This window comes from Sodalis sp. RH16 (assembly GCF_047324245.1).
Classification (GTDB): Bacteria; Pseudomonadota; Gammaproteobacteria; order Enterobacterales; family Enterobacteriaceae; genus Acerihabitans; species Acerihabitans ligni.
Map to the genome: position 1 here is coordinate 921,867 of NZ_CP178737.1, position 21,311 is coordinate 943,177.

General features: G+C 51.9%; 13 protein-coding genes and 2 pseudogenes. 5 read left to right on the plus strand and 10 right to left on the minus strand.

Features of this window, described 5'->3' with window-relative positions; genetic code table 11:
* Positions 1 to 187: 187 nt before the first annotated feature.
* Positions 188 to 1,453, minus strand: coding sequence for a translesion error-prone DNA polymerase V subunit UmuC (gene umuC, locus ACL2XJ_RS04330; protein WP_413725747.1), 1,266 nt, complete (start codon positions 1,451 to 1,453; stop codon positions 188 to 190).
* Between the two features lie 373 nt (positions 1,454 to 1,826).
* Here umuC and ACL2XJ_RS04335 point away from each other — a divergent pair, with 373 nt between their 5' ends.
* The 3 genes from ACL2XJ_RS04335 to ACL2XJ_RS04345 are packed head-to-tail and all read left to right on the plus strand — an operon-like array spanning position 1,827 to position 5,769.
* A complete protein-coding gene (locus ACL2XJ_RS04335) occupies positions 1,827 to 4,280 on the plus strand; it encodes a DmsA/YnfE/YnfF family dimethyl sulfoxide reductase (protein WP_413725748.1) in 2,454 nt (817 codons plus the stop codon).
* 9 nt (positions 4,281 to 4,289) lie between these two features.
* On the plus strand, positions 4,290 to 4,907 hold the full coding sequence (locus ACL2XJ_RS04340) for a DMSO/selenate family reductase complex B subunit (protein ID WP_132925258.1): 618 nt from the start codon (positions 4,290 to 4,292) through the stop codon (positions 4,905 to 4,907).
* Position 4,908: 1 nt separating this feature from the next.
* On the plus strand, positions 4,909 to 5,769 hold the full coding sequence (locus ACL2XJ_RS04345; RefSeq protein WP_413725749.1) for a DmsC/YnfH family molybdoenzyme membrane anchor subunit: 861 nt from the start codon (positions 4,909 to 4,911) through the stop codon (positions 5,767 to 5,769).
* Between the two features lie 501 nt (positions 5,770 to 6,270).
* On the opposite strand, the gene ACL2XJ_RS04350 is transcribed toward ACL2XJ_RS04345, so the two are convergent.
* On the minus strand, positions 6,271 to 7,596 hold the full coding sequence (locus ACL2XJ_RS04350) for a hypothetical protein (protein ID WP_413725750.1): 1,326 nt from the start codon (positions 7,594 to 7,596) through the stop codon (positions 6,271 to 6,273).
* Positions 7,597 to 8,064: 468 nt separating this feature from the next.
* Here ACL2XJ_RS04350 and ACL2XJ_RS04355 point away from each other — a divergent pair.
* Positions 8,065 to 8,460 (plus strand): annotated as a pseudogene (locus ACL2XJ_RS04355) (DmsC/YnfH family molybdoenzyme membrane anchor subunit); the annotation flags it as partial.
* 615 nt (positions 8,461 to 9,075) lie between these two features.
* On the opposite strand, the gene ACL2XJ_RS04360 reads toward ACL2XJ_RS04355, so the two are convergent.
* The 8 genes and pseudogenes from ACL2XJ_RS04360 to xylF all read right to left on the minus strand — a co-directional run bounded on the left by ACL2XJ_RS04360 (position 9,076) and on the right by xylF (position 19,292).
* Positions 9,076 to 9,627, minus strand: coding sequence for a hypothetical protein (locus tag ACL2XJ_RS04360; RefSeq protein WP_413725751.1), 552 nt, complete (start codon positions 9,625 to 9,627; stop codon positions 9,076 to 9,078).
* Between the two features lie 786 nt (positions 9,628 to 10,413).
* Positions 10,414 to 10,782: pseudogene (locus tag ACL2XJ_RS04365) on the minus strand (methylated-DNA--[protein]-cysteine S-methyltransferase); the annotation flags it as partial.
* Complete coding sequence (gene darD / locus ACL2XJ_RS04370) at positions 10,781 to 11,446, minus strand: darobactin export ABC transporter ATP-binding protein (protein WP_413725752.1); 666 nt, start codon at positions 11,444 to 11,446, stop codon at positions 10,781 to 10,783. The pseudogene ACL2XJ_RS04365 and the gene darD, both read right to left, overlap by 2 nt.
* Before the next feature lies 1 nt (position 11,447).
* On the minus strand, positions 11,448 to 12,704 hold the full coding sequence (gene darC / locus ACL2XJ_RS04375; RefSeq protein WP_413725753.1) for a darobactin export ABC transporter periplasmic adaptor subunit: 1,257 nt from the start codon (positions 12,702 to 12,704) through the stop codon (positions 11,448 to 11,450).
* Entirely contained in the window at positions 12,695 to 15,079 is a 2,385-nt protein-coding gene (darB, locus tag ACL2XJ_RS04380; protein WP_413725754.1) for a darobactin export ABC transporter permease subunit, read from the minus strand. Before darB ends, darC begins: the two co-directional genes overlap by 10 nt.
* A gap of 368 nt (positions 15,080 to 15,447) precedes the next feature.
* The gene (gene xylH / locus ACL2XJ_RS04385) at positions 15,448 to 16,626 is read right to left on the minus strand and encodes a xylose ABC transporter permease XylH (RefSeq protein WP_413725755.1); all 1,179 of its coding nucleotides are present in this window, start codon (positions 16,624 to 16,626) and stop codon (positions 15,448 to 15,450) included.
* A complete protein-coding gene (locus ACL2XJ_RS04390) occupies positions 16,604 to 18,148 on the minus strand; it encodes a xylose ABC transporter ATP-binding protein (RefSeq protein ID WP_132925245.1) in 1,545 nt (514 codons plus the stop codon). Before ACL2XJ_RS04390 ends, xylH begins: the two co-directional genes overlap by 23 nt.
* Positions 18,149 to 18,296: 148 nt before the next feature.
* Positions 18,297 to 19,292 (minus strand): D-xylose ABC transporter substrate-binding protein, encoded by a 996-nt coding sequence (gene xylF / locus ACL2XJ_RS04395; protein WP_132925243.1) that lies wholly within the window; start codon positions 19,290 to 19,292, stop codon positions 18,297 to 18,299.
* 491 nt (positions 19,293 to 19,783) lie between these two features.
* On the opposite strand from xylF, the gene xylA reads away from it, so the two are divergent.
* Complete coding sequence (gene xylA / locus ACL2XJ_RS04400) at positions 19,784 to 21,103, plus strand: xylose isomerase (protein ID WP_132925241.1); 1,320 nt, start codon at positions 19,784 to 19,786, stop codon at positions 21,101 to 21,103.
* Positions 21,104 to 21,311: the final 208 nt, after the last annotated feature.

Below are 21,311 nucleotides of genomic sequence, written 5' to 3' on the forward strand. Positions count from 1 at the left end.
TGTAATAGCTAACATCCAAATTGTCGACAGCAAGGTATGGGCAAAATGTATGACATTGTTTGTTGCCAAACCCTAATAATAAATATGCCTAAACCATCATTTTGCGATCTATGCAGGCGTTGAATTCCTGATGCCGTCCGACGCATGGCTTCCCCGCGCCATGGGGCATTGCCAAGGCGTCCGCCGATCACACCGACACCCGGAGCAAATCCTTTAATCGGGTGGTATAGGCCGGCGACAGCATTTCCCGTTTCATTTGCCACTGCCGCCGGATGCCCTGGCCGGCGAAATAGATTCTGTTTTCGCCGCCGCGATTCAGTTTATCCAGCGTCTTCATTAATGACCCGCTGTTTACCCTCGGCTTGTAGTCATCAAATAAGCCGAGCTGCGCCACCCCCTGATCAAAAAAATCCCCCAGCACGACGCCCGCTTTCAAATAGCGCTGATCCTCCAGCCAGATACTCTCCAGGCATTGAACCGCCTGGGCGATGATATCCCGGGTATCATTGGTGGGAATGGTAATCAGGCCGGTGGCTTGATTACCGTAAAAGAGCTCCCCCTGCGCATGGGGGCTGGTGCGGATAAATACCGATACCTGCCGGCAATATTGTTTCTCGTCGCGCAATTTTTCCGCCGCCCGGCCGGCATAATCACATACCGCCTCGCGCATGTCCTGATAGCGGCTGATACGGGAACTGAAGCTGCGGCTGCTGATAATCTGCTGCTTAACCGCCGGCACCTCCTCCACCGCCAGGCAAGATTCGCCGCACAGTTCCCTGACGGTGCGCTCCAATACCACGCTGAAATTTTTCCTGATAAACGCCGGCGGGGAATCCGCCAGCTGCAGCGCGGTGCAAATGCCCATGGCCCGCAGTTTTTTACCCATGCGCCGCCCGACGCCCCACACATCTTCCACCGGCATCAGCGCCATTAACCTGCGTTGGCGCAGGGGTGAGGAGAGGTCCACCACCCCACCGGTCTTACGCCACTTCTTGGCCGCATGATTCGCCAGTTTGGCCAGGGTCTTGCTAGGGGCGATGCCCACCCCGGAGGTGAGCTTGGTACACTGCAGCAGGGTTTGCCGCACCTCGCGTCCGAACTGTTCCAAAGAGGCGCACGCGCTGACGCCGGTGAGGTCGAGGAAAGCTTCATCGATACTGTAGATTTCCACCGCCGGCGCCATCTCCTCAAGGAGGGTCATCACACGCTGGGACATGTCGGCATATAGGGCATAGTTACTGGAAAAGACCGCCACGCCGTGGCGGGCAAGATGCTCGCGGATTTTGAAATAGGGCTCGGCCATATTGATACCCAACCGTTTGGCCGCCGCCGAACGGGCAATCACACAGCCGTCGTTATTACTGAGCACCACGACGGGCCGGTCCCGCAGCTCCGGCCGGAATACCGTCTCGCAGGATGCGTAAAAGGAATTGATGTCTACCAGGGCATACATGGATGCGCTCGCCTGAATACTGTAATTAAATACAGTATAGCGGCATGCGCTTCGCCTTGTGAAGCCACCCTCCCCCGGTAAACAGCCAACCCGTTGTTAACAGGAAATATTCAGTTATCGCTTTCGGGTTAAGGCTGTGCCGCCTTTATAAATCATCTCATTTATCGCACCGTTATATAATAAATTACCTAACGGATCATATTTTTTGCTTTTTAAAAAACGGGGTTTTTATAACAAAATTGTCCGAGAACAATATTCGCTGATTATTTTTCATTCATCATCATAAAAGTAATTCATCAAAGAACCATAAGCACACTATGTATATCCGTGCCGCCGGCAGACAGGATGATAAAAATATATCGGGGGATGGCAGATGAAGGAAAACTTTCTTTTAACCGCCCTGGCCGAGTCGGGCATCAGCCGGCGCAGCCTGGTGAAAGGCGGCATGGCGGCGGGAGGACTGCTTATCGCCAGCAGCGCGCTGCAGTTACCCTTCACATTCGCCCGTAGCGCCATGGCCCCGATCCCGGCGGCCGGGGCAGACGATAAGACGGTCTGGAGCATGTGCTCGGTGAACTGCGGCAGCCGCTGCGCGCTGCGTCTGCATACCCGCGATAACGAAGTCTACTGGGTTGAGACGGATAACACCGGTCAGGATATTTATGGCGATCACCAGGTGCGCGCCTGCCTGCGAGGCCGATCCATACGCCGCCGGATGAACCATCCCGACCGGCTTAAATATCCGATGAAACGGGTGGGTAAGCGTGGTGAAGGCAAATTTGTTCGCATCAGCTGGGACGAGGCGCTGGATACCATTGCCGATAATCTCAAACGCATCGTCAAAGACTACGGCAACGAAGCGGTGTATATCCATTATTCATCGGGCATCACCGGCGGCAACTTTACCCGCTCCTCCCCGTCTGGCTCGCTGGTGACCCGGCTGATGAACTGCTACGGCGGTTCCCTGCAGCAATACGGCACTTACAGCACGGCGCAGATCAGCGCCGCCATGCCTTACACCTACGGCAGCAACGACGGCAACAGCACCTCGGACATCGTCAATACCAAGCTGGTGGTGATGTTCGGCAATAACCCGGCGGAAACCCGCATGAGCGGCGCCGGCATCACTTACCATCTGGAGCAGGCCCGTGAACGCTCCAACGCCCGCATGATTGTTATCGACCCGCGTTATACCGATACCGCCGCCGGGCGGGAGGACCAATGGATTCCCATCCGCCCCGGCACCGACGCGGCGCTGGTCTCGGCCCTCGCCTGGGTGTTGATTACCGAGAATTTGGTGGATCAGGCGTTTCTCGATACCTATTGCGTCGGTTACGACGAAAAAACCCTGCCCGCCGGCGCACCGGCCAACGGCCACTATAAAGCCTATATCTTAGGCCAAGGGGACGATAAGACCGCCAAAACGCCGTTCTGGGCGGAAAAAATCACCGGCATCCCGCGGGATCAGATAATCAAGCTGGCTCGTGAAATCGGCGGCGCCAAACCGGCCTATATTTGCCAGGGATGGGGACCCCAGCGGCAGGCCAACGGCGAACAGACGGCGCGCGCCATCGCCATGCTGCCGATCCTCACCGGCAATGTGGGTATCAACGGCGGCAACAGCGGCGCCCGTGAATCCACCTACACCATTACCATCGAACGTATGCCGGTGCTGAAAAACCCGGTTAAAACCCAGATCCCGGTATTCATGTGGACCGACGCCATCTATCGCGGCAAGGAAATGACCGCCCTGAAGGACGGCGTCAAAGGCAAGGCCAAGCTGGATGTGCCCATTAAGTTTATCTGGAACTATGCCGGCAATACCCTGGTGAACCAGCACTCCGATATCAACCGTACCCACAAGATTCTGCAAAACGAGCAGGACTGCGAGATGATTGTGGTTATCGAAAACTTTATGACCTCTTCGGCGAAGTATGCCGATATCCTGCTGCCGGACATGATGACCACCGAACAGGAAGATATCGTGCCCAATGACTATGCCGGCAATATGGGATATTTGATCTTCGGCCAGCCCTCCACCACGCCGAAATTCGAACGTTGCTCCATCTATGAGATAACCAAAGGAATCGCGCAGCGGCTGGGGCCGGACATCGAACAGAAGTTTACCGAAGGGCGCAGCCAGTCCGAATGGCTGCAGTTTCTCTACGGCAAGATGCTGGCGAAAGATCCCCTGCTGCCCTCTTACGATCAGTTGAAGGCCCAGGGGATTTATAAACGCCGTGACCCGGACGGACATTTTGTCGCCTACAGGGATTTCCGCCAGGACCCCCAGGCCCATCCGCTAAAGACCCCTACCGGCAAAATCGAAATTTATTCCACCGCCCTGGCCGCCATCGCCGCCACATGGGAACTGAAAGCGGACGAAGTCATCAGCCCGCTGCCCGTGTATGCCAGCACCTTCGAAGGCTGGAACGATCCGCTGCGCTCACGTTTCCCGCTGCAGCTGGCCGGATTCCACTATAAGGCGCGCACTCACTCTACTTACGGCAACATCGACGTATTGCAGGCGGCCTGTCCACAGGAAGTCTGGATCAACCCGCTGGACGCGCAAACCCGAAATATCAATAACGGCGATCGGGTGCGGGTATTTAACGACCGGGGTGAAATCCGGATCTTCGCCAAGGTCACGCCGCGCATCCTGCCGGGCGTCACCGCCATCGGACAGGGGGCTTGGCACCAGGCCGATATGGCGGGGGACAAGATTGATCACGGCGGCTGCATCAATACCCTCACTACCCAGCGCCCGTCGCCGCTGGCCAAGGGTAACCCGCAGCATACCAACCTGATTGAGATAGAGAAGGTTTAGGAGTAGCCGATGAGTACGCAATACGGTTTTTATATTGATTCAAGCCGGTGTACCGGGTGCAAAACCTGTGAGCTCGCCTGCAAGGATTACAAAAATCTGGGCCCCGATGTCAGCTTTCGCCGCGTCTATGAATATGCCGGCGGCAGTTGGCAGCAAGACGGCTACGGTTATCATCAGGATGTTTTTGCCTATTATCTTTCCATTGCCTGCAACCACTGCGAAGATCCCGCCTGCGTCAAGGTGTGTCCCAGCGGCGCCATGCATAAAGGCGACGACGGCTTCGTGGTGGTGAACGAAGATATCTGTATCGGCTGCCGCTACTGCCATATGGCCTGTCCTTACGGCGCGCCGCAGTTCAACGCCGAGAAAGGCCATATGACCAAATGCGACGGCTGCCATGAACGGGTGGCGGTGGGGCAAAAACCCGTTTGCGTGGAATCCTGCCCGCTGCGGGCGCTTGATTTGGCGCCCATCGGCGACTTGCGCGACAAATACGGCGATCTGGCCGCGGTGGCGCCGCTGCCCGACCCGATGTTCACCCAGCCCAATCTGGTTATCAAGCCCAACGCCGGCAGCCGGCCGCTGGGTGATACCACCGGCTATCTTGCCAATCCTAAGGAGGTTTAATATGGGTAACGGATGGTCGGAGTGGCCGCTGATGTTTTTCACCGTGGCGGCCCAGTGTGTGATTGGCGGTTACATGATCATGGCCATGGTGCTGTTGGCGGGTAACCTGACGGCGGCGGGCGCCCGCAAAGTGCATCTGTCGATGTTCTTTTTATGGCTATTGATGGGGCTGGGATTCCTCGCCTCCATGATGCATCTGGGTTCGCCGCTGCGGGCCTTGAATTCATTAAACCGCATCGGCGCCTCGCCGCTGTCCAACGAGATCGCCGCCGGCTCGCTGTTTTTCGCTCTAGGAGGCATCTACTGGCTGATAGCTGTGCTTAATCGCATGCCCCGGATGGCGGGTAGCATATGGCTGGTGATCACCGCCCTGTCCGGCCTGCTGTTTTTATATGCCATGGGCCGGGTCTATATGATAGATACCGTGCCCACCTGGGATACTGTTTATACCCCTCTTGGTTTCGTGCTGACGGTATTTATCGGCGGACCGCTGCTGGGCTGCCTGCTATTGCAGGGCGCGGGCATCAGCGGTCCGGGCTGGCGCTACCTGCCCTGGGTAAGCGTTATCGCGGTGATGATAAGCGTGGCGGCGGTAATGATGCAGGCCGCCGGTCTGGCCGCTATCCACAGTTCGGTACAGCAGGCCTCGGCAATGGTCCCCGATTACGGCCTGCTGATGGCGGGAAGGGTGTTGCTGCTGGTACTGGGACTGGCCTGCTGGCTTTGGCCGGTGGCCCGCGGCAAAACGCCGCCTGTAGCCGGGCTGGCGCTGGGACTGGTGCTGATTATCGGCGGCGAGCTCATCGGCCGGGCGGTATTCTACGGCTTGCATATGACGGTGGGCATGGCGATTGCCAGCTGATGCATGATCTCCATGCTTCAGGCTGGCCGTTGGTCTTATTGCGCTAACTGTGGAACCTGCCGGCTTAGGCGACCGGTTTTCTAACCCATCAGATTTGCCATGAAAAATTTATTGTTTCACTTTTTTCTGGGATTCGGCGCGGCTTGCAACAGAACTGTAACTTAGGGTTAAGGACCCTGTTATTGTATCCGCAATGAGAACGTCACCGACATTAGCGTATACATTGCCTTTAACATTTTCGGCTAGGTTTAAAATTTCATTCAGATTTTAATTTTTAATGAATTTTCTAATACATCTGTACCGGATGAATGAGCGCATTGATCCGCAGTGGCTGGACTGGTGCCTGGCTGTGAATTTCCTGAAATTTGCATATTCTTTTACTCCATCTCTTCTATTGCAATGAGCTCTAAAAATACCTAAATTGATATTCTTAAAGCCTTTTTCTCTCGCTTTCCTTTTTATTTCTGATCTTTTATTACCAGCAAAACAACGTTTTTGGAATTATGAAACCACCTCGATAATATTATCTATATAATCCACACTGCCGGTACCTTTAGTGACCAACTGTAATTTAGCATCCGGGTTAGCCGAATTATCCACCGTTAGTGTCGAAATCTTCCCGTAAAGAAAGATTTCAAAAATATTTTTTTCTATATTAACAGAGTTGGAAACATCAATCTGGTATTTATCGGGCTGTGGACCAAAAAAGATCTGAGTGTTATCCACAATTGATTTGGCACTGCAATTTGTATAACTATTACCAAAGGTGATTGAACCAGCAAACCTTTTCTTAGGGATTTCATGACTTGTTGTGGGATTATTTTTCTCACAAGGCTTTTCAGGTATAACCCAATGGAGATGGTTCAAGCTTGATTTTTCATCAATAACCGTATTTTTGCTATTCGTTGTAATCTTTGCTTTATGAACAGTATTTTTAAAAACTGTTTTACCTGTTTTTTGCTCAATGCATGTGTTTTTGTCGGTTTTAATTCTTTCGACTGTGATTTCACCGGAGTCCGTTATCAATTTTTCCGGCATATAGCAGGTAGAACCTTTAATGAAAATATTTCCGCTTGTTGTTTCAATTTCTTCAGCATCAGAATTATCCAATGTGACTGACCCGGATTGTTGATTGGTCTTAATTTTTTTTACTTTTGCGTCACTTTCAAGTTTAACGGAGCCACCGTCGGTTTTAATTTCATTTTTAACAGAACTGTATTCCACTAAGACATCGGCACCCCTACATAAGGTAGCAATCGTGCCCACCGTTGATTTTCCAAAGAGTCGGACCTTCCCGCCGATAGTTCGGACATCATCAATAACTTCACTTCCGGTGACTATGACGATACCGCTTCCGCATGTGGTTTTAATGCTTTTTGCTTTCGAACCGCTGATTAGCTCAACAAATCCTTGAGTAGTAGTAATACTATTTTCAACTTCACTATCGTACACCTTGATAGAACCGGTCTCTTTCTTAGTTTCTATGGCGGCAACTTTTGCATTTTCGGACAGCTCAACAGCGCCTTGTTCAGTACTTATCGCTTTTAAATTCGCTCCCTTTATCTCGACGTTTCCAGTGGTTGATTTAACATTGGCATTCATTTCACCGTTTTCTATTGATATACGACCTTGCTGACTATCGATTGTTATTGTATTGTCTCCCTCATTAGTAAAACAGCTTATCAAATTAATATCATTTCCATTCGAAAAAATATCAGAAGACAATCTTTCCGCTATCTTTTGAATACCACCACGCATATTATTACTTGTTGGACAATTACTGCCGGTAGCTATGATTGAGGATAATGAGGGGCTTGAAATATTCATAATATTATTCTCTTAAAACTTGATGTGATCATATGCCTTTAACAAAAAAAGCACTATAAACTGAGCGTTGATTATAATAAGAATTAATTAAACGAACGCTTAACAACTTTATTCTAAACGTGAGTTATGAAGCGTACCATTGCGGATAAAATACGTACCAGCGAGCATAATAAATTTTCGCCTTCGCTGAAATAACCTTATCTACGATTTTGCTATTTTAGTCTCCTTTTCAATCAGAAACCGCTTGCGTTCAATCCTCCAGCGCTAGCCGGACAGCGCACCGCCGCTGCGCACCACCAGATGTAAGGGGATGGCCACCTCCAGCTGGTTGGCGGCGCCGGCCACGGCCGGCTGAAGCATAGGCCCTAGGCGTCAGTGCGGTAATGGATTTGAACAGGCGGTAAAAATAAAACGGCCATCCGCTGGGTGATACCACCGGTTATCTTGCCAATCCTAAGGAGGTTTAATATGGGTAACGGATGGTCGGAGTGGCCGCTGATGTTTTTCACCGTGGCGGGCCAGTGCGTGATTGGCGGTTACCTGATCATGGCCATGGTGCTGTTGGCGGGTAACCTGACGGCGGCGGGCGCCCGCAAAGTGCATCTGTCGATGTTCTTTTTATGGCTATTGATGGGGCTGGGATTCCTTGCCTCCATGATGCATCTGGGTTCGCCGCTGCGGGCCTTGAATTCATTGTACCGCATCGGCGCCTCGCTGCTGTCCAACGAGATCGCCGCCGGCTCGCTGTTTTTATATGCCATGGGCCGGGTCTATATGATAGATACCGTGCCCACCTGGGATACCGTTTATACCCCTCTTGGTTTCGTGCTGACGGTATTTACCGGCGGACCGCTGCTGGGCTGGCGCTGGGACTGGTGCTGATTATCGGCGGCGAGCTCATCGGCCGGGCGGTATTCTACGGAAGGCATATGACGGTGAGCATGGCGATTGCCAACTGATGCGCGCCGTTGGGACAGGGGTTGGCGCGGGCATAAAACAAACCCGGCCCGCGGGAGATTTCCCCAAGCCGGGTGGTGTGTTTCAAGCAGCGTTATAAAAGAGCTATTACACCGGTTTTCCGTGGTTATAAGTTTCGACAGTGCCCTTAGAGCTCATTATGATACCCGTCCGCGGAACTCTATGAACGTCATGGGACTTCAAACCATTTATATTTTCACAACTGGAAATGGTGCCAGTTACTTTCTCTGTCCTTATGAAAGAACTCTCTCCGCCGAAAACGTTAGTCGTTCCGGTTGAGGGACCCGGTCTGACCCCGGCATTGTTTGATGATCCTTGAGTGGAGTTTGCACCAGCAGAACGGGCACTGTCTTTATTTGCTGGATTCCCAGGGGTCTTGATTTTATTTTTGTCATGACGGCTCGTAAATGTCGATCCGCTCGAAAAAAAAGTGGAAGTCAGATTTAATAGGCCAATCGTATCCGCCTTAATAGAATCACCGTTATTGGCGATTATATCTCCCTAAATGCCATCGGCATTTTCCAAAATCTTATTCAAACGTTCAAAACGTTCATCTAAATTAATATCGTCGGAATGATAATGTCTCGTCGAAGTTATATCGCCTATTATTTTGGATTTAATGACGTCGCCTGTGTTAGCGACAAGATCGCCCTTGCAATTTACGGATTTTTTGATGATTTCTTCCAAATTATTAAGATTATCGGTGTTTCCCGCCCCATAATTTTTCACCGATTCTATTTTACCTATATTTTCCGCTATATAAACATCACCGCTATTGGCAATCACATCACCGTTAACTTCTGTCCAATCGCCGTGGTCAGAATCCGGGGTGGACGGACGGGAAGAAGATGAAGATGAAGATGAAGATGAAGATGAAGATGAAGATGAAGATGATTGTCGCCCATCAGGGTTGTTTCGCGCGCTGGAAAATTTTTGCGTCGCCACATTCAGGAAAAATCCCGATGATGGATCAGTGCTCTGACTACTCGCGCCGGTGCGGGTTTCGTTTGGCTGTGAAGTTGCGGGTGGTTGTGTATTTCCGGTAATTTGCATAATGTTGTCCTCAATCCTATTTATACTGTTTCGGCCATATGAATAAATAATTCACTACTAACTAATGACTTATTTTGAGCGTAGTTCACTAAAACAAATTTTCACCGTTTCAATCAGGGATAAAGATTAAGCTATAGCCCGTTTTATTAACTATATTTACGCTTATAACAACTCCTGTCGTTTTGTGTCGGGCCTGAAAGCCAGTTAAAATAGATTTATTTTTATTGTTTTTTCAGGCATTAGCCAATGAATACATCCTACAGATGAATCTTTATCGATTATTGTTTTTTGCTTGCCGTTGTAATCAATTACTTAAGACCTTATACTACAAAATTGGGTTAAAGTACGAATCAGCAAAATCCTATAACAGCCAAGTTAAACACATCTCTAACAGATTTTCCAATAATCCACATTCATACTGCGTATCGCATATGATACGGCACACTGACATAATATATCACCCTACCATCGTCTCGTTAAACAGTTTGGAGACAGCCTTGATATTCCGGCAGAATTTCCGAGTCCGCTTATGACTGAAAGAGATGCCTGTCTGAATAATCCTTTTATTGAATTAGAACAGAAGGCGCTTTTGCATCTCTTGATTAATTATCAATATCCTGAACGGGGTACTACAGAATACTGATAAGATAATTAATTATAATCGCTGCATTTTTATTCCAATTATATACTATATCAAACCAGCTATTGCGCGCCATCTTGATAAAGCAATGAAATCCGGGTCATGCACATGGACGGACAAAACGTCGCGTTATTATGCGAAACTCTTCAGCGTTGCCCCTCGATTACCAGCAAACGTCTTTTGCGTTCGATACCCCAGCGATAGCCGGACAAGGTCCCGCCGCTGCGCACCACCCGATGGCAGGGGATGGCCACCGCCAGCGTATTGGCGGCGCAGGCGCCGGCCACGGCGCGAACGGCGATGGGCATGCCGATGCGTTTTGCCACCTCGGCATAGCTTAACGTGCTGCCGGGGGGAATGTCCTGCAAAGCCTGCCAGACCCGCGGCTGAAACGCGGCGCCCTTGATATCCAGGGGTAAATCCAGCCCGAGGCGAGGCGCATCGACAAAGCCGGTAATCAAGGCCATTCGCCGGACGAATTCGTCATTGTCCCCGGCTAACCGGGGTGGCTTGTCAATGGCTGTCAAGCCGGCCATCCCGCATCATAAGAACGCGCCCGGCATAGCTGGACGCCTCCCGCGAATGGGTCACCATTACCACTGTGGTTCCCTGCCCATTGATTTTTTTAAGCTGCTCAAGTACCGCCCGGCTGTTTTTACTGTCCAGATTGCCGGTGGGCTCATCGGCCAGGATCAGCGCCGGATGTGAGATCATGGCGCGGGCAATGGCAACCCGCTGCTGCTGGCCGCCCGAAAGCTGAGACGGGTAATGTTCCGCCCTTGGGGTCAGTCCAAACGTCTCCAAAGTCTGCTTGACCCGCGCTTTACGCTCCGTTTTGGGCACATTTCGATACTTAAGCGGCAGGGCGACATTTTCATTTACCGTCATATGGGAAATAAGGCTGAAGGACTGAAAAATATAGCCTATCAAGCGCCGCCGCAGTGCTATTTTTTGGGAATAAGAGAGCCCTTCCACCACTTCGCCATCCAGGGTAAGACGCCCTGTATCCAGGGACTCGAATAAACCCAGAACGTTCAGCAAGGTGGATTTTCCCGAGCCGGAGGGGCCCATGACCGACAGGAATTCCCCAGGGATAATGGCAAGATCCACATTATTAAGCGCCAGCGTTTTGATGGTCTTGGTGAGATAGAATTTTCCGGCATGTTCCAATTTAATCATATCAATCGAACTCGATGATGTTGGATTTTTCATAGTCGTTGTCAGCGAAGGTCACCACCTGCTGTCCCTCGGCCAGGCCATCGATAACTTCTGATTGCGCCGCCCCTTGGCGCTTGATCTTCACCGGGGTTTTCACCGCCCGCCGCGTCTGTTTATCAAAGACATACACCATGGCCTGGCCGTCCTGAAAGAATATCGCTTCCGAGGGCGCCAGCAGCGCATTGCGGGAGGTGCCCAGAGAGACGCGCAGATCAATGGACTGGCCGCGTTTCAATGCAATCTGTCTGGGCCGGGACATCAGCAGCTTCGCTTTGAACTTGCCGTTATCTACTACCGATGAAACCGTCTCGATGGTCAGCGGGATGCTAATGCCGCCGGCATCAGCCATTACATTCACCTGCGGCTTTATTTTATCGAGGTAATACTCGCTGAAGGCGGCCTCAAAGTAGTAGGAATGCAAATTATCCACTACGCTGACTTTTTCGCCGGGTTTGATTTGCTGGCCGATTTTAATATCCAGAGCGGTGAGCGTACCCTCTATGGGGGAGACTATCGTAAGCTGTTCCAAACCGCCTTTGATCAGATCAACCAATTTCCCCAGACGTTTGATGGATTCGTCTATCTCCCGATATTGATGGGGCAAAATGATGGCTTGCTGTTCATTATGTTCGGATAGGATTTCATAGGTCTTTTTCCAATATGCCAGCTCATCCACCAGGTTTTCATATTTGGCTTTTTCAATGATGGATTTCTCGTACAATTTTTTATTCCTTTGAAGTTCCTTTTTTGTTTTCATTAAGTTATAGCCCGATTTCTCGAGTTCTATTTTGGTGTCGCGGCTATTGCGTTCAAGCAGCATACGCATATTACGTAAGTTATTAATTTGCTCAGTGGCATCAGCGATACGGGAGGTCACCTGTAAAACAAAATCATAATTGGACAGCCGGGCGATAACCTCTCCCTTTTTGACAAAACCGGAGGAAAATTTGTAAATTTCCACCACTTTCCCGCCCCGTTCGGAGGAGACAACCACGCTTTCATTTGGAATGGCGACAGCCCGTGTCACCAACGTATCATTATACGAGCCGCGTTTGATCTCATGAAATTTCACCCCGGAAGAAGGCACCCGCAAAAAATTATCCGCGGTGGCCAATCGATACATGAACCCGCACAGTGAAATAAATAACAGCAACGCACCCCAGGCCAGCCATTTGGACCGCCAATGTATGAAGGATTTTTTTTCCAGCTTTACATCCATGCCTCCCCCTTCTGCGTGCGCCCTGTGGCCCGGAACCACCGACCGCCCGCCATCAGCGACAACGCCATCACCGCCGCCACGCCCAGAGTCAGCAGCAGCAGCGCGGCGAGTGCATAGGTATAGGTTAACCCGGTCACCAGGTCATATCGCTTGAGCCAGCGATGTAAAAAACCAAAACCTACTATAAAAGCAAGGGCGGAGGATATAAGCAGCGGCGCCATGTTTTGCTGCAAAAAGAAAACGATGCCGGTATAGACCGAGCCGCCCACCGCTTCCATGATTTTTAGGGTCTTATTCAACCGGACGGCCTCGGATATACCGATAATCACGGCACTGCCCAGCAGCAACAGCAGAGAAAGCGCCGCCACCAAGCGTATTACATTGGTTATCAACAGATGGTTTTTAAAATGCCGGCGGTGCAAATCATCCACCAATACTATTTGACTCTCGGAAAGCCCATAATCCTGGAGCTGCGAGATGATGTTATCCCGTTGCCGACGCGTGGAATATTTAATCGAGCCATATTTTTCGATGTTGTCTTTTATAAATATCATTAACGGCTGCGGTAATGTTGTCCGCTCGCCGAGGTAGATATTGTCCACGATACGCAGCACACGCAGCGCTTTTTTCTTTCCGTTGAGATCAATATAAAAAGTGTTATTCATCACTTCATCATAGGAGGACTGTCCCATCGCATTCATAAACGCCCGGGTGACAATGACGTGAAGGATTGCCGGATCCCGGCTTTCACTGACGGCGTTTTCTTTGCCGGCCAGGGTCTCCAGGCCCCACACCAGGGGGAAGTTACGGTCTGCGGAAAAGGCGTTAATGGCGACGGACTGATCCTGCTGCTGCCGGCCATGCTGTACCGTCATCACCGCTGGGGACATATCAAAGGGCCGCCAGCTGCTTAATGCAATATTGGATGTACCGGTGGTTTCCTTTAGCCGGTCTTGCAACATCCGCAACATTGCGAGAGAGCGCAACGGCTCATTAATTTCAAAAGTCAGCAGATTTTTTTTGTGATATCCGAAGTCGGTGTCCATAACATAGTGGTTTTGCGCTATGGCGCCGGCCCAAATATAAACCATGCTTCCGGAAAGCAATAGCTGGGCCACCATGGACAGCTTATTGATATAATAAGTTGCCTTGCTTTCAAAACGGGCATCCCCGCGTGTATTTCTTACGCTAAAGACAAACAGGCGAAGGTAAATCCATTGGCTCAGAACAATCATGCCACCCATTATCAGCGACACGGATATAAATACCCCAACCTGCAGCCGGCAGGGAACTTGATGCAATAACGCCAGTATCGGTTCGGACAATAGCGCGGATCCCAGCAGCATTCCCAGGGCCAGAATCATGATGCAGAGAAATTGAGGGAAGATGATACCGCAGTATTCCGCGAGGATTTGTTTATCCGAGGCGCCGATGCAGCGCTTGATATGCAGACTGCTTCTTTTGGCGGCATTGATAATGCCGTTTATGGAGAGAAAATTTACCAGGGTGGTTAGCAGTACAAATATCGCCGCGCCATAAAGGGTATGCAACAATGCCATGGAATGCACGGCGGCCAATTCATCAGGAAAACCCTGACCATAGTGCATAGCCAGGATATTGCGGGCGCTGAAATGAAGAGATTGCGCGGGAGTAGCGGGCGCACCGGGCAATTGCGGCGCATAGCGTTCAACCACCTGGTCAAGTAGGCGATTATCGAAGGTTTGCGGCGACGCCGAATGGATAAAAGCATAAACCTGGTTGTTGTACCAGTCACGGCGCTTATCGTCATAACCCTCCATCATCCAGGGTGAAAAGGCGATCATTATCGGCATGTTTTGGCTGCTGTCTTTATGAGGTTCCACCACGTCCTTGATGATGAATTTCCCTTGATTTCCCACCTCGATTATTTTGCCGCGGGGCGAAGAGAAGCCGAGATATCGCCGGTTGAAGGCCGGGGTAATATAAATTTCGTGGGCCTCCAGCGGGGCCAGAGACTGCCGGTAAGGATTCAATCGGGTTAAGAATTCAGGGCTGATCGCGAAAATTTCCACGTCGGACATTACCCGCCCTTCACTGCGGATCGTAGTGAAAAAACGGTGGGCATAACTGACGGATGTAATTCCCGGCTCTTTTTTCAACGCGTCGATCAAGGGCAGCGGCACCTGCGCGGAACGTACCCGGACGCCGTTAGGCAATAAAAGCTGGGATTCAAGCCGATAAATGTGGCGATAATCGGGATAAAACCTGTCGGTACGAAAATCAGAAATGAATAACGCCAAGGTGAGGAAGGTCGTGACAAAGCCGATAGCGCTAATGATAATGCCCAATACTGCCGGTACGGGATTCAATTTAACGTCATAATAAAACTCATTCAATATCATCGGCTGATTGTCTCGACGTTAAGGGCGTTGAGGCACTTGAAATTCGCGATTGTCCATTCAGATTCTTATTAATTAATATCCTTGATATATTGCACCCCTTTATCAATGATATATTCATGTCTTCATTTTACATAACCTCCTAATTAATGATATTGACCATAGGTATACAATAAAATAACCGATTTAGGGGATAAGCACGCCATCAAATAAAAAACGTGAAACACCCTCCCATGACAAAAGGGGCGTATCCGCCCCCCGAGCTTGTTGACATAGTGTCCGGTCGAGACAGGCTGCCAGATCGTAAACACGCCGTGAACCCCTCCCTGGGAGCTCGATCCGCCCGGAAATCTATTGCCGTACGGCTAGGCCCGCTTTTTGGTGGCGGTATCCATCCAAACCGCCAATAGCAAAATGGCGCCTTTGACGATATATTGCCAAAAAGTGGACACATCAAGCATGCTCATGCCGTTGTCCAGCGACGCCATGATAAAGGCCCCCATTACGGCGCCGGCCACGCTGCCGACGCCGCCCGCCAGGCTGGTGCCGCCGATAACGCAGGCGGCGATGGCGTCCAGCTCCGCGATATTGCCGGCGGAGGGCGAACCGGCCCCCAGGCGGGAACTGAGGATTAGACCCGCCACGGCGACCATCAAACCGTTGATGGCAAATACAGCCAGCTTGGTGCGCTCCACGTTCACCCCGGACAGCCGGGCGGCATCGATATTGCCGCCGATGGCGTAAATCCGGCGGCCGAAGGCGGTGCGGGCCGCCAGGAACAATCCCGCCAGCATCAGCGCCACCAGAAGGAGCACCGGCGTGGGTACGCCGCGATAATCATTCAGCAGGTACACAGCCCCCAATACCACGACCGCGGTGATAACCTGCCGGGCGAGATCCCCGGTGCGGGTGGGAACCGATAAGCCAAGGCCCTGGCGTTTGCCGCGCCGGCGCCATTGCCAGGCGATAAACAGCACCAGGCCGATAAAACCGATGCCGAACCCCGCACCGTCCGGCAAATAGCTCTGCCCTATTTGCGACATGGCCGCCGAGGTGGGAGAGACGGTGGTGCCGTTGGTTATACCTATTAGTATGCCGCGAAAGGCCAGCATACCGGACAAGGTGACGATAAATGACGGCACTTTGCGATAGGCCACCCACCATCCGTTCCAGGCCCCCAGCAGCAATCCCAGCAACAGGGTCACCAGGATGGTCAGCGTCAGCGGCCATTTGAGCCAGACATCGAATATCGCCGCCACCCCGCCCAGCAGGCCCATCATGGAGCCCACCGACAAATCGATTTCGGCGGAGATAATCACAAACACCATCCCCACCGCCAAGATGCCGGTAATGGAGGTTTGCCGCAGCAGATTGGAGATATTGCGGGCGCTGAGATAGGCTCCCTCGGTGGTAAAGGTAAAGAACAGCATAATGACCACGATAGCGGCCAACATAACGAATACCTGTAAATTTAATGGCTTGTTTTTGCCGGCGGCGGTATCGCCGGTAGCCGCCAAGCGGTCAGACCGCGTGATTTTCAACATGGGAGTCACTCCTGAGTGCCGCTTCCATTACCTGTTCCTGTGTCAGGTCGCGGTTGATAAGATCGGCTTTGATTACCCCTTGGTGCATCGCCAGCACCCGATCGCTGATGCCAAGGACCTCCGGCAGTTCCGAAGAGATCATGATGACCGCGATACCCTGCTGTACCAGCTGGTTTATCAAGCGATAAATTTCCTGCTTGGCACCGATATCGATACCGCGCGTCGGCTCGTCAAGGATCAGGATTGCCGGATTCAGCAACAGGCATTTCGCCAGGATGGCTTTTTGCTGATTACCGCCGCTCAGGCGGCCGATGGCCAGCTCCGGCGAGGTGGTTTTCACTTTGAGACGCGCAATGGCGTCGCGGATGGCCGCCTGTTCGCCGGCCTCATCCACGACGCTAAGGGATCCGCTGAACTGGCTGAGGGCCGCCAGGGTAATATTGGAGCCCACGCTCATGATCGGCACGATACCGTCTTTTTTGCGGTCCTCCGGCACCATGGCCACTCCATGGGCCATGGCCTGCCGGCAGTTGCTGAAACGAACCGGCTTGCCGTGCAGCGTGATCCGGCCCTCCCAGCGGCCGGGATAGCAGCCGAACAGGCACTGCGCCAGCTCGGTGCGGCCCGACCCAACCAGGCCGGCGACGCCGAGGATTTCCCCTTTATGCAGGCTAAAGGCGGCATTGTCCACCCGCCGGATATGCTGATTCACCGGATGCCAGGCCGTCAGTCCCTCCACCCGCAAAATTTCCTCGCCGACGGCATGGGGTTCATGGGGATAAAGCTCGGTGAGCTCGCGCCCCACCATCATCCGGATCAGGTCCTCTTCGCTAAGGCCCTCGGCCGCCCGGGTCGCGATATGCTTACCGTCCCGGATGACGCAAATCACATCCGAGATGGCCTTGACCTCGTTAAGCTTGTGGGAAATATAAATACAGGCGATATCGTGATTGCGCAGGTCGTTGACGATATCCAGCAAGATGGCGGTTTCGCTTTCGGTCAGGGAGGCGGTGGGTTCATCCAGAATCAGCAGGCGAACCTGCTTGTTCAGCGCCTTGGCAATCTCCACCAGTTGCTGTTGCCCCAGCCCCAGCTCCCCGACGCGGGTATTGGGATCGATATCCAGTTTCACCTGCGCCAGCATACGGATACAGCGCAGATACATATTGTCGTAATCCATAACGCCATATTTGGCCCATTCGGCGCCGAGGAAAATATTTTCCAGCACCGTCATCTGCTTCACCAGCGCCAGTTCCTGGTGAATAATGGCGATCCCTTTTTGCTCCGTGTCGCGCACGCCGTGGGCCACCAGCGGCTCGCCGCCGAACAGGATCTCTCCCTCGAAGGTGCCGTAAGGATACACCGCCGACAACACTTTCATCAGGGTGGACTTGCCCGAACCGTTTTCACCGCATAACGACAATACCTGGCCCGGTTCAACGCTCAGGGACACATTATCCACCGCCTTTACCACACCGAACCGCTTGGTGATATTTCTCATTTCCAGTAACACAGACGCCATGATAATTTCCCTCCGCAGCAAGGCCGCCCGGTTCGGCGGCCCACATATACCCGTCATACTTCAAGCTGCAGGTGCGTTGGCTTTCCTACAACTTGAATTATTTAGGGGTATAATTCACGTCACAAACAACAATCGGCGTAACGGCGGATCAGTTCAGCTCGGACTTCTTATGGAAACCGTCGGCAATCACGGTGCTGTCGATATTGCTCTTGTCCACCGCAATAGGTGTCAACAGATAGGAAGGGACAGCCCGCAAGCCATTGTTCAGCGAAGCGTTGGATTTGGGTTTTTCACCCTTGGCCAGCTCTATAGCGATAATGGCGGCATTGGAGGCTTCCTGCTTGATGGGTTTATAGACCGTCATGGTTTGGGTACCCTGAATAATACGTTTGATGCCGGCCAGATCGGCATCCTGCCCGGAAATAGCCACTTTACCGGCCAGACCCTGCGCCGCCAGAGCCTGTATGGCGCCCCCGGCGGTGGCGTCATTGGAAGCCACCACGGCATCGATTTTGTTGTTATTGGCGGTCAGCGCGTTTTCCATGATTTTCAGCGCGTTTTCCGGCAGCCAGCCATCGGCCCATTGGTCGCCCACCACCTTGATTTTGCCGCTGTCGATTAACGGTTGCAGTACTTTCATCTGACCGGCGCGGAACATCTTGGCATTACTGTCCACCGGCGACCCGCCCATCAGGAAATAATTACCTTGGGGAACGCGATTGACGACGCTTTGCGCCTGTAGCTCACCGACTTTTTCATTATCGAAGGAGATATAAAAATCCACATCAGCATTATTAATCATCCGGTCATACGCCAGGACTTTTATTCCAGCCTGTTTCGCTTCCGCGATAACATTACTTAACACATTCCCGTTATAAGGAATTATCACCAATACATCCACGCCGCGATTAATCATATTTTCAATTTGCGACATCTGGGTTTCTTCATTGCCGTTGGAGGATTGAACAAACACATCCGCCCCCAGGGACTTGGCTTTATCGACAAAAATATCCCGATCCTTCTGCCAGCGTTCCAGGCGCAGATCGTCCACCGCCATGCCGATTTTGATTTGTTTGGCAATACCCGGCTGGCAGGTCAACACCAGTGCCGCACAGGCAGAAAGCAAGAGGGTTTTCAGTTTCATCTTTCATTCCTTATGTTGCTTTTTTAAGAACATAACCAGCAAGGGAACTCGCTGTTTTATAAGATAAGATACAAACCTTTACAATGTGACGACAACGTATTGCCGCTAAAAAAATAATCGACAGCAAACCCAATTAGTATTAGTGGGGAAAAAAGCAGGCGGCAATTGCAAATTTTCACAACGCCATTACGATATTTAACTGAAATGTGGTTTCTGTGAGCTAAAGCTTATTTTATGCCGTTCTCGCCCCGGATGATTTAATTTTTAACATTATTGCATTTGTAATAATTTTTATCGGTCATTCTATGTGATCTCACGCACAATAAATAATTTCATGAATCCATATGTGAAATAACGTAATTGATCGCCCCCGCTGTTCTAACCAGAATCAATTGCAGTGAATCCCCTTAACCCGCCGGCGTTATTGCCGGACGCCGGGTTAAATCATGTCCGCTTCAGAACGGACCCTGTATTTTCGAGGAGCCATAATCATGTCTCAATACTTTGACAAAATTGAAAAAATCCGTTTTGAAGGGCCCAAGAGCACCGAACCTTTGGCTTTCCATCATTACAACCCTGATGAAATCATATTAGGTAAACGCATGGAAGACCATTTGCGTTTCGCCGTGTGCTACTGGCACACCTTCTGCTGGCCCGGCGTGGATATGTTCGGCACCGGCGCGTTTCAACGCCCCTGGCAGCAGCCGGGAGATGCCCTTGCACAGGCGAGGTTGAAAGCACAAGTGGCCTTTGAATTTTTCAGCAAACTGGGAGCGCCTTACTACTGCTTTCACGATATGGATGTGATCCCGGAGAGCAATACGGTAAAGGCGTATCTCGATAACATGGCGGCCATGACGGAAGTCTTGGCGCAGCATCAGCAGCAGACCGGCATAAAACTGCTATGGGGCACGGCCAACTGCTTTAGCCATCCCCGCTACGGCGCCGGCGCCGCCACCAATCCTGACCCGGAAGTCTTCGCATGGGCCGCCGCGCAGGTCAACAGCGCCATGGCGGCCACCCAGACCCTCGGCGGCGAAAACTATGTGTTATGGGGCGGCCGTGAAGGCTATGAAACCCTGTTGAACACCGATCTGCGGCAGGAACGGGAACAAATCGGCAGGTTTATGCAGATGGTGGTGGAGCACAAACATAAAATCGGTTTCCAGGGCACCTTGCTGATCGAGCCCAAGCCCCAGGAGCCCACCAAACATCAATATGATTACGACGTCGCCACGGTATATGGCTTCTTGAAACAGTTCGGTCTGGAAAAGGAAATCCGGGTCAACGTGGAGGCCAACCACGCCACCCTGGCGGGACATACCTTCCATCATGAAATCGCCACCGCCATCGCGCTGGGAATTTTCGGCTCGGTGGACGCCAATCGCGGCGATCCGCAATCGGGCTGGGATACCGACCAGTTCCCCAACAGCGTGGAAGAAAACGCATTGGTGATGTATGAAATCCTGAAAGCCGGCGGCTTTACCACCGGCGGCCTGAACTTCGATTCCAAGGTGCGCCGGCAGAGCACCGATAAATACGATCTGTTCCACGGCCACATCGGCGGCATGGATACCATGGCGCTGGCATTAAAGGTGGCGGCGAAATTCATTGAGGACGGACGGCTGGATCAACTGGTGAAAGCCCGCTACGCCGGTTGGAACGGCGACCTGGGACAGCGTGTACTGCAAGGCAATCTCTCCCTGGCCGACGTGGCGGCCTACGCCCAACAGCACGCCCTGGCGCCGGAACACCACAGCGGACAGCAGGAACTGTTCGAAAATATCGTCAATCAGGTGCTATACAGCTAAAGGAGCACGGCCCGCGATCACCGATCGTACAACGACCGTGTTAAAGGGAGAGCGTGCCGATGGGGTCGAATCGGCCATTTTTGGCCGACAGAGCGCCCCATGGCAGGCTAGGCCCGCGATCACCGATCGTGCAACGACCGTGTTAAAGGGAGAGCGTGCCGATGGGGTCGAATCGGCCATTTTTTGGCCGACAGAGCGCCCCATGGCA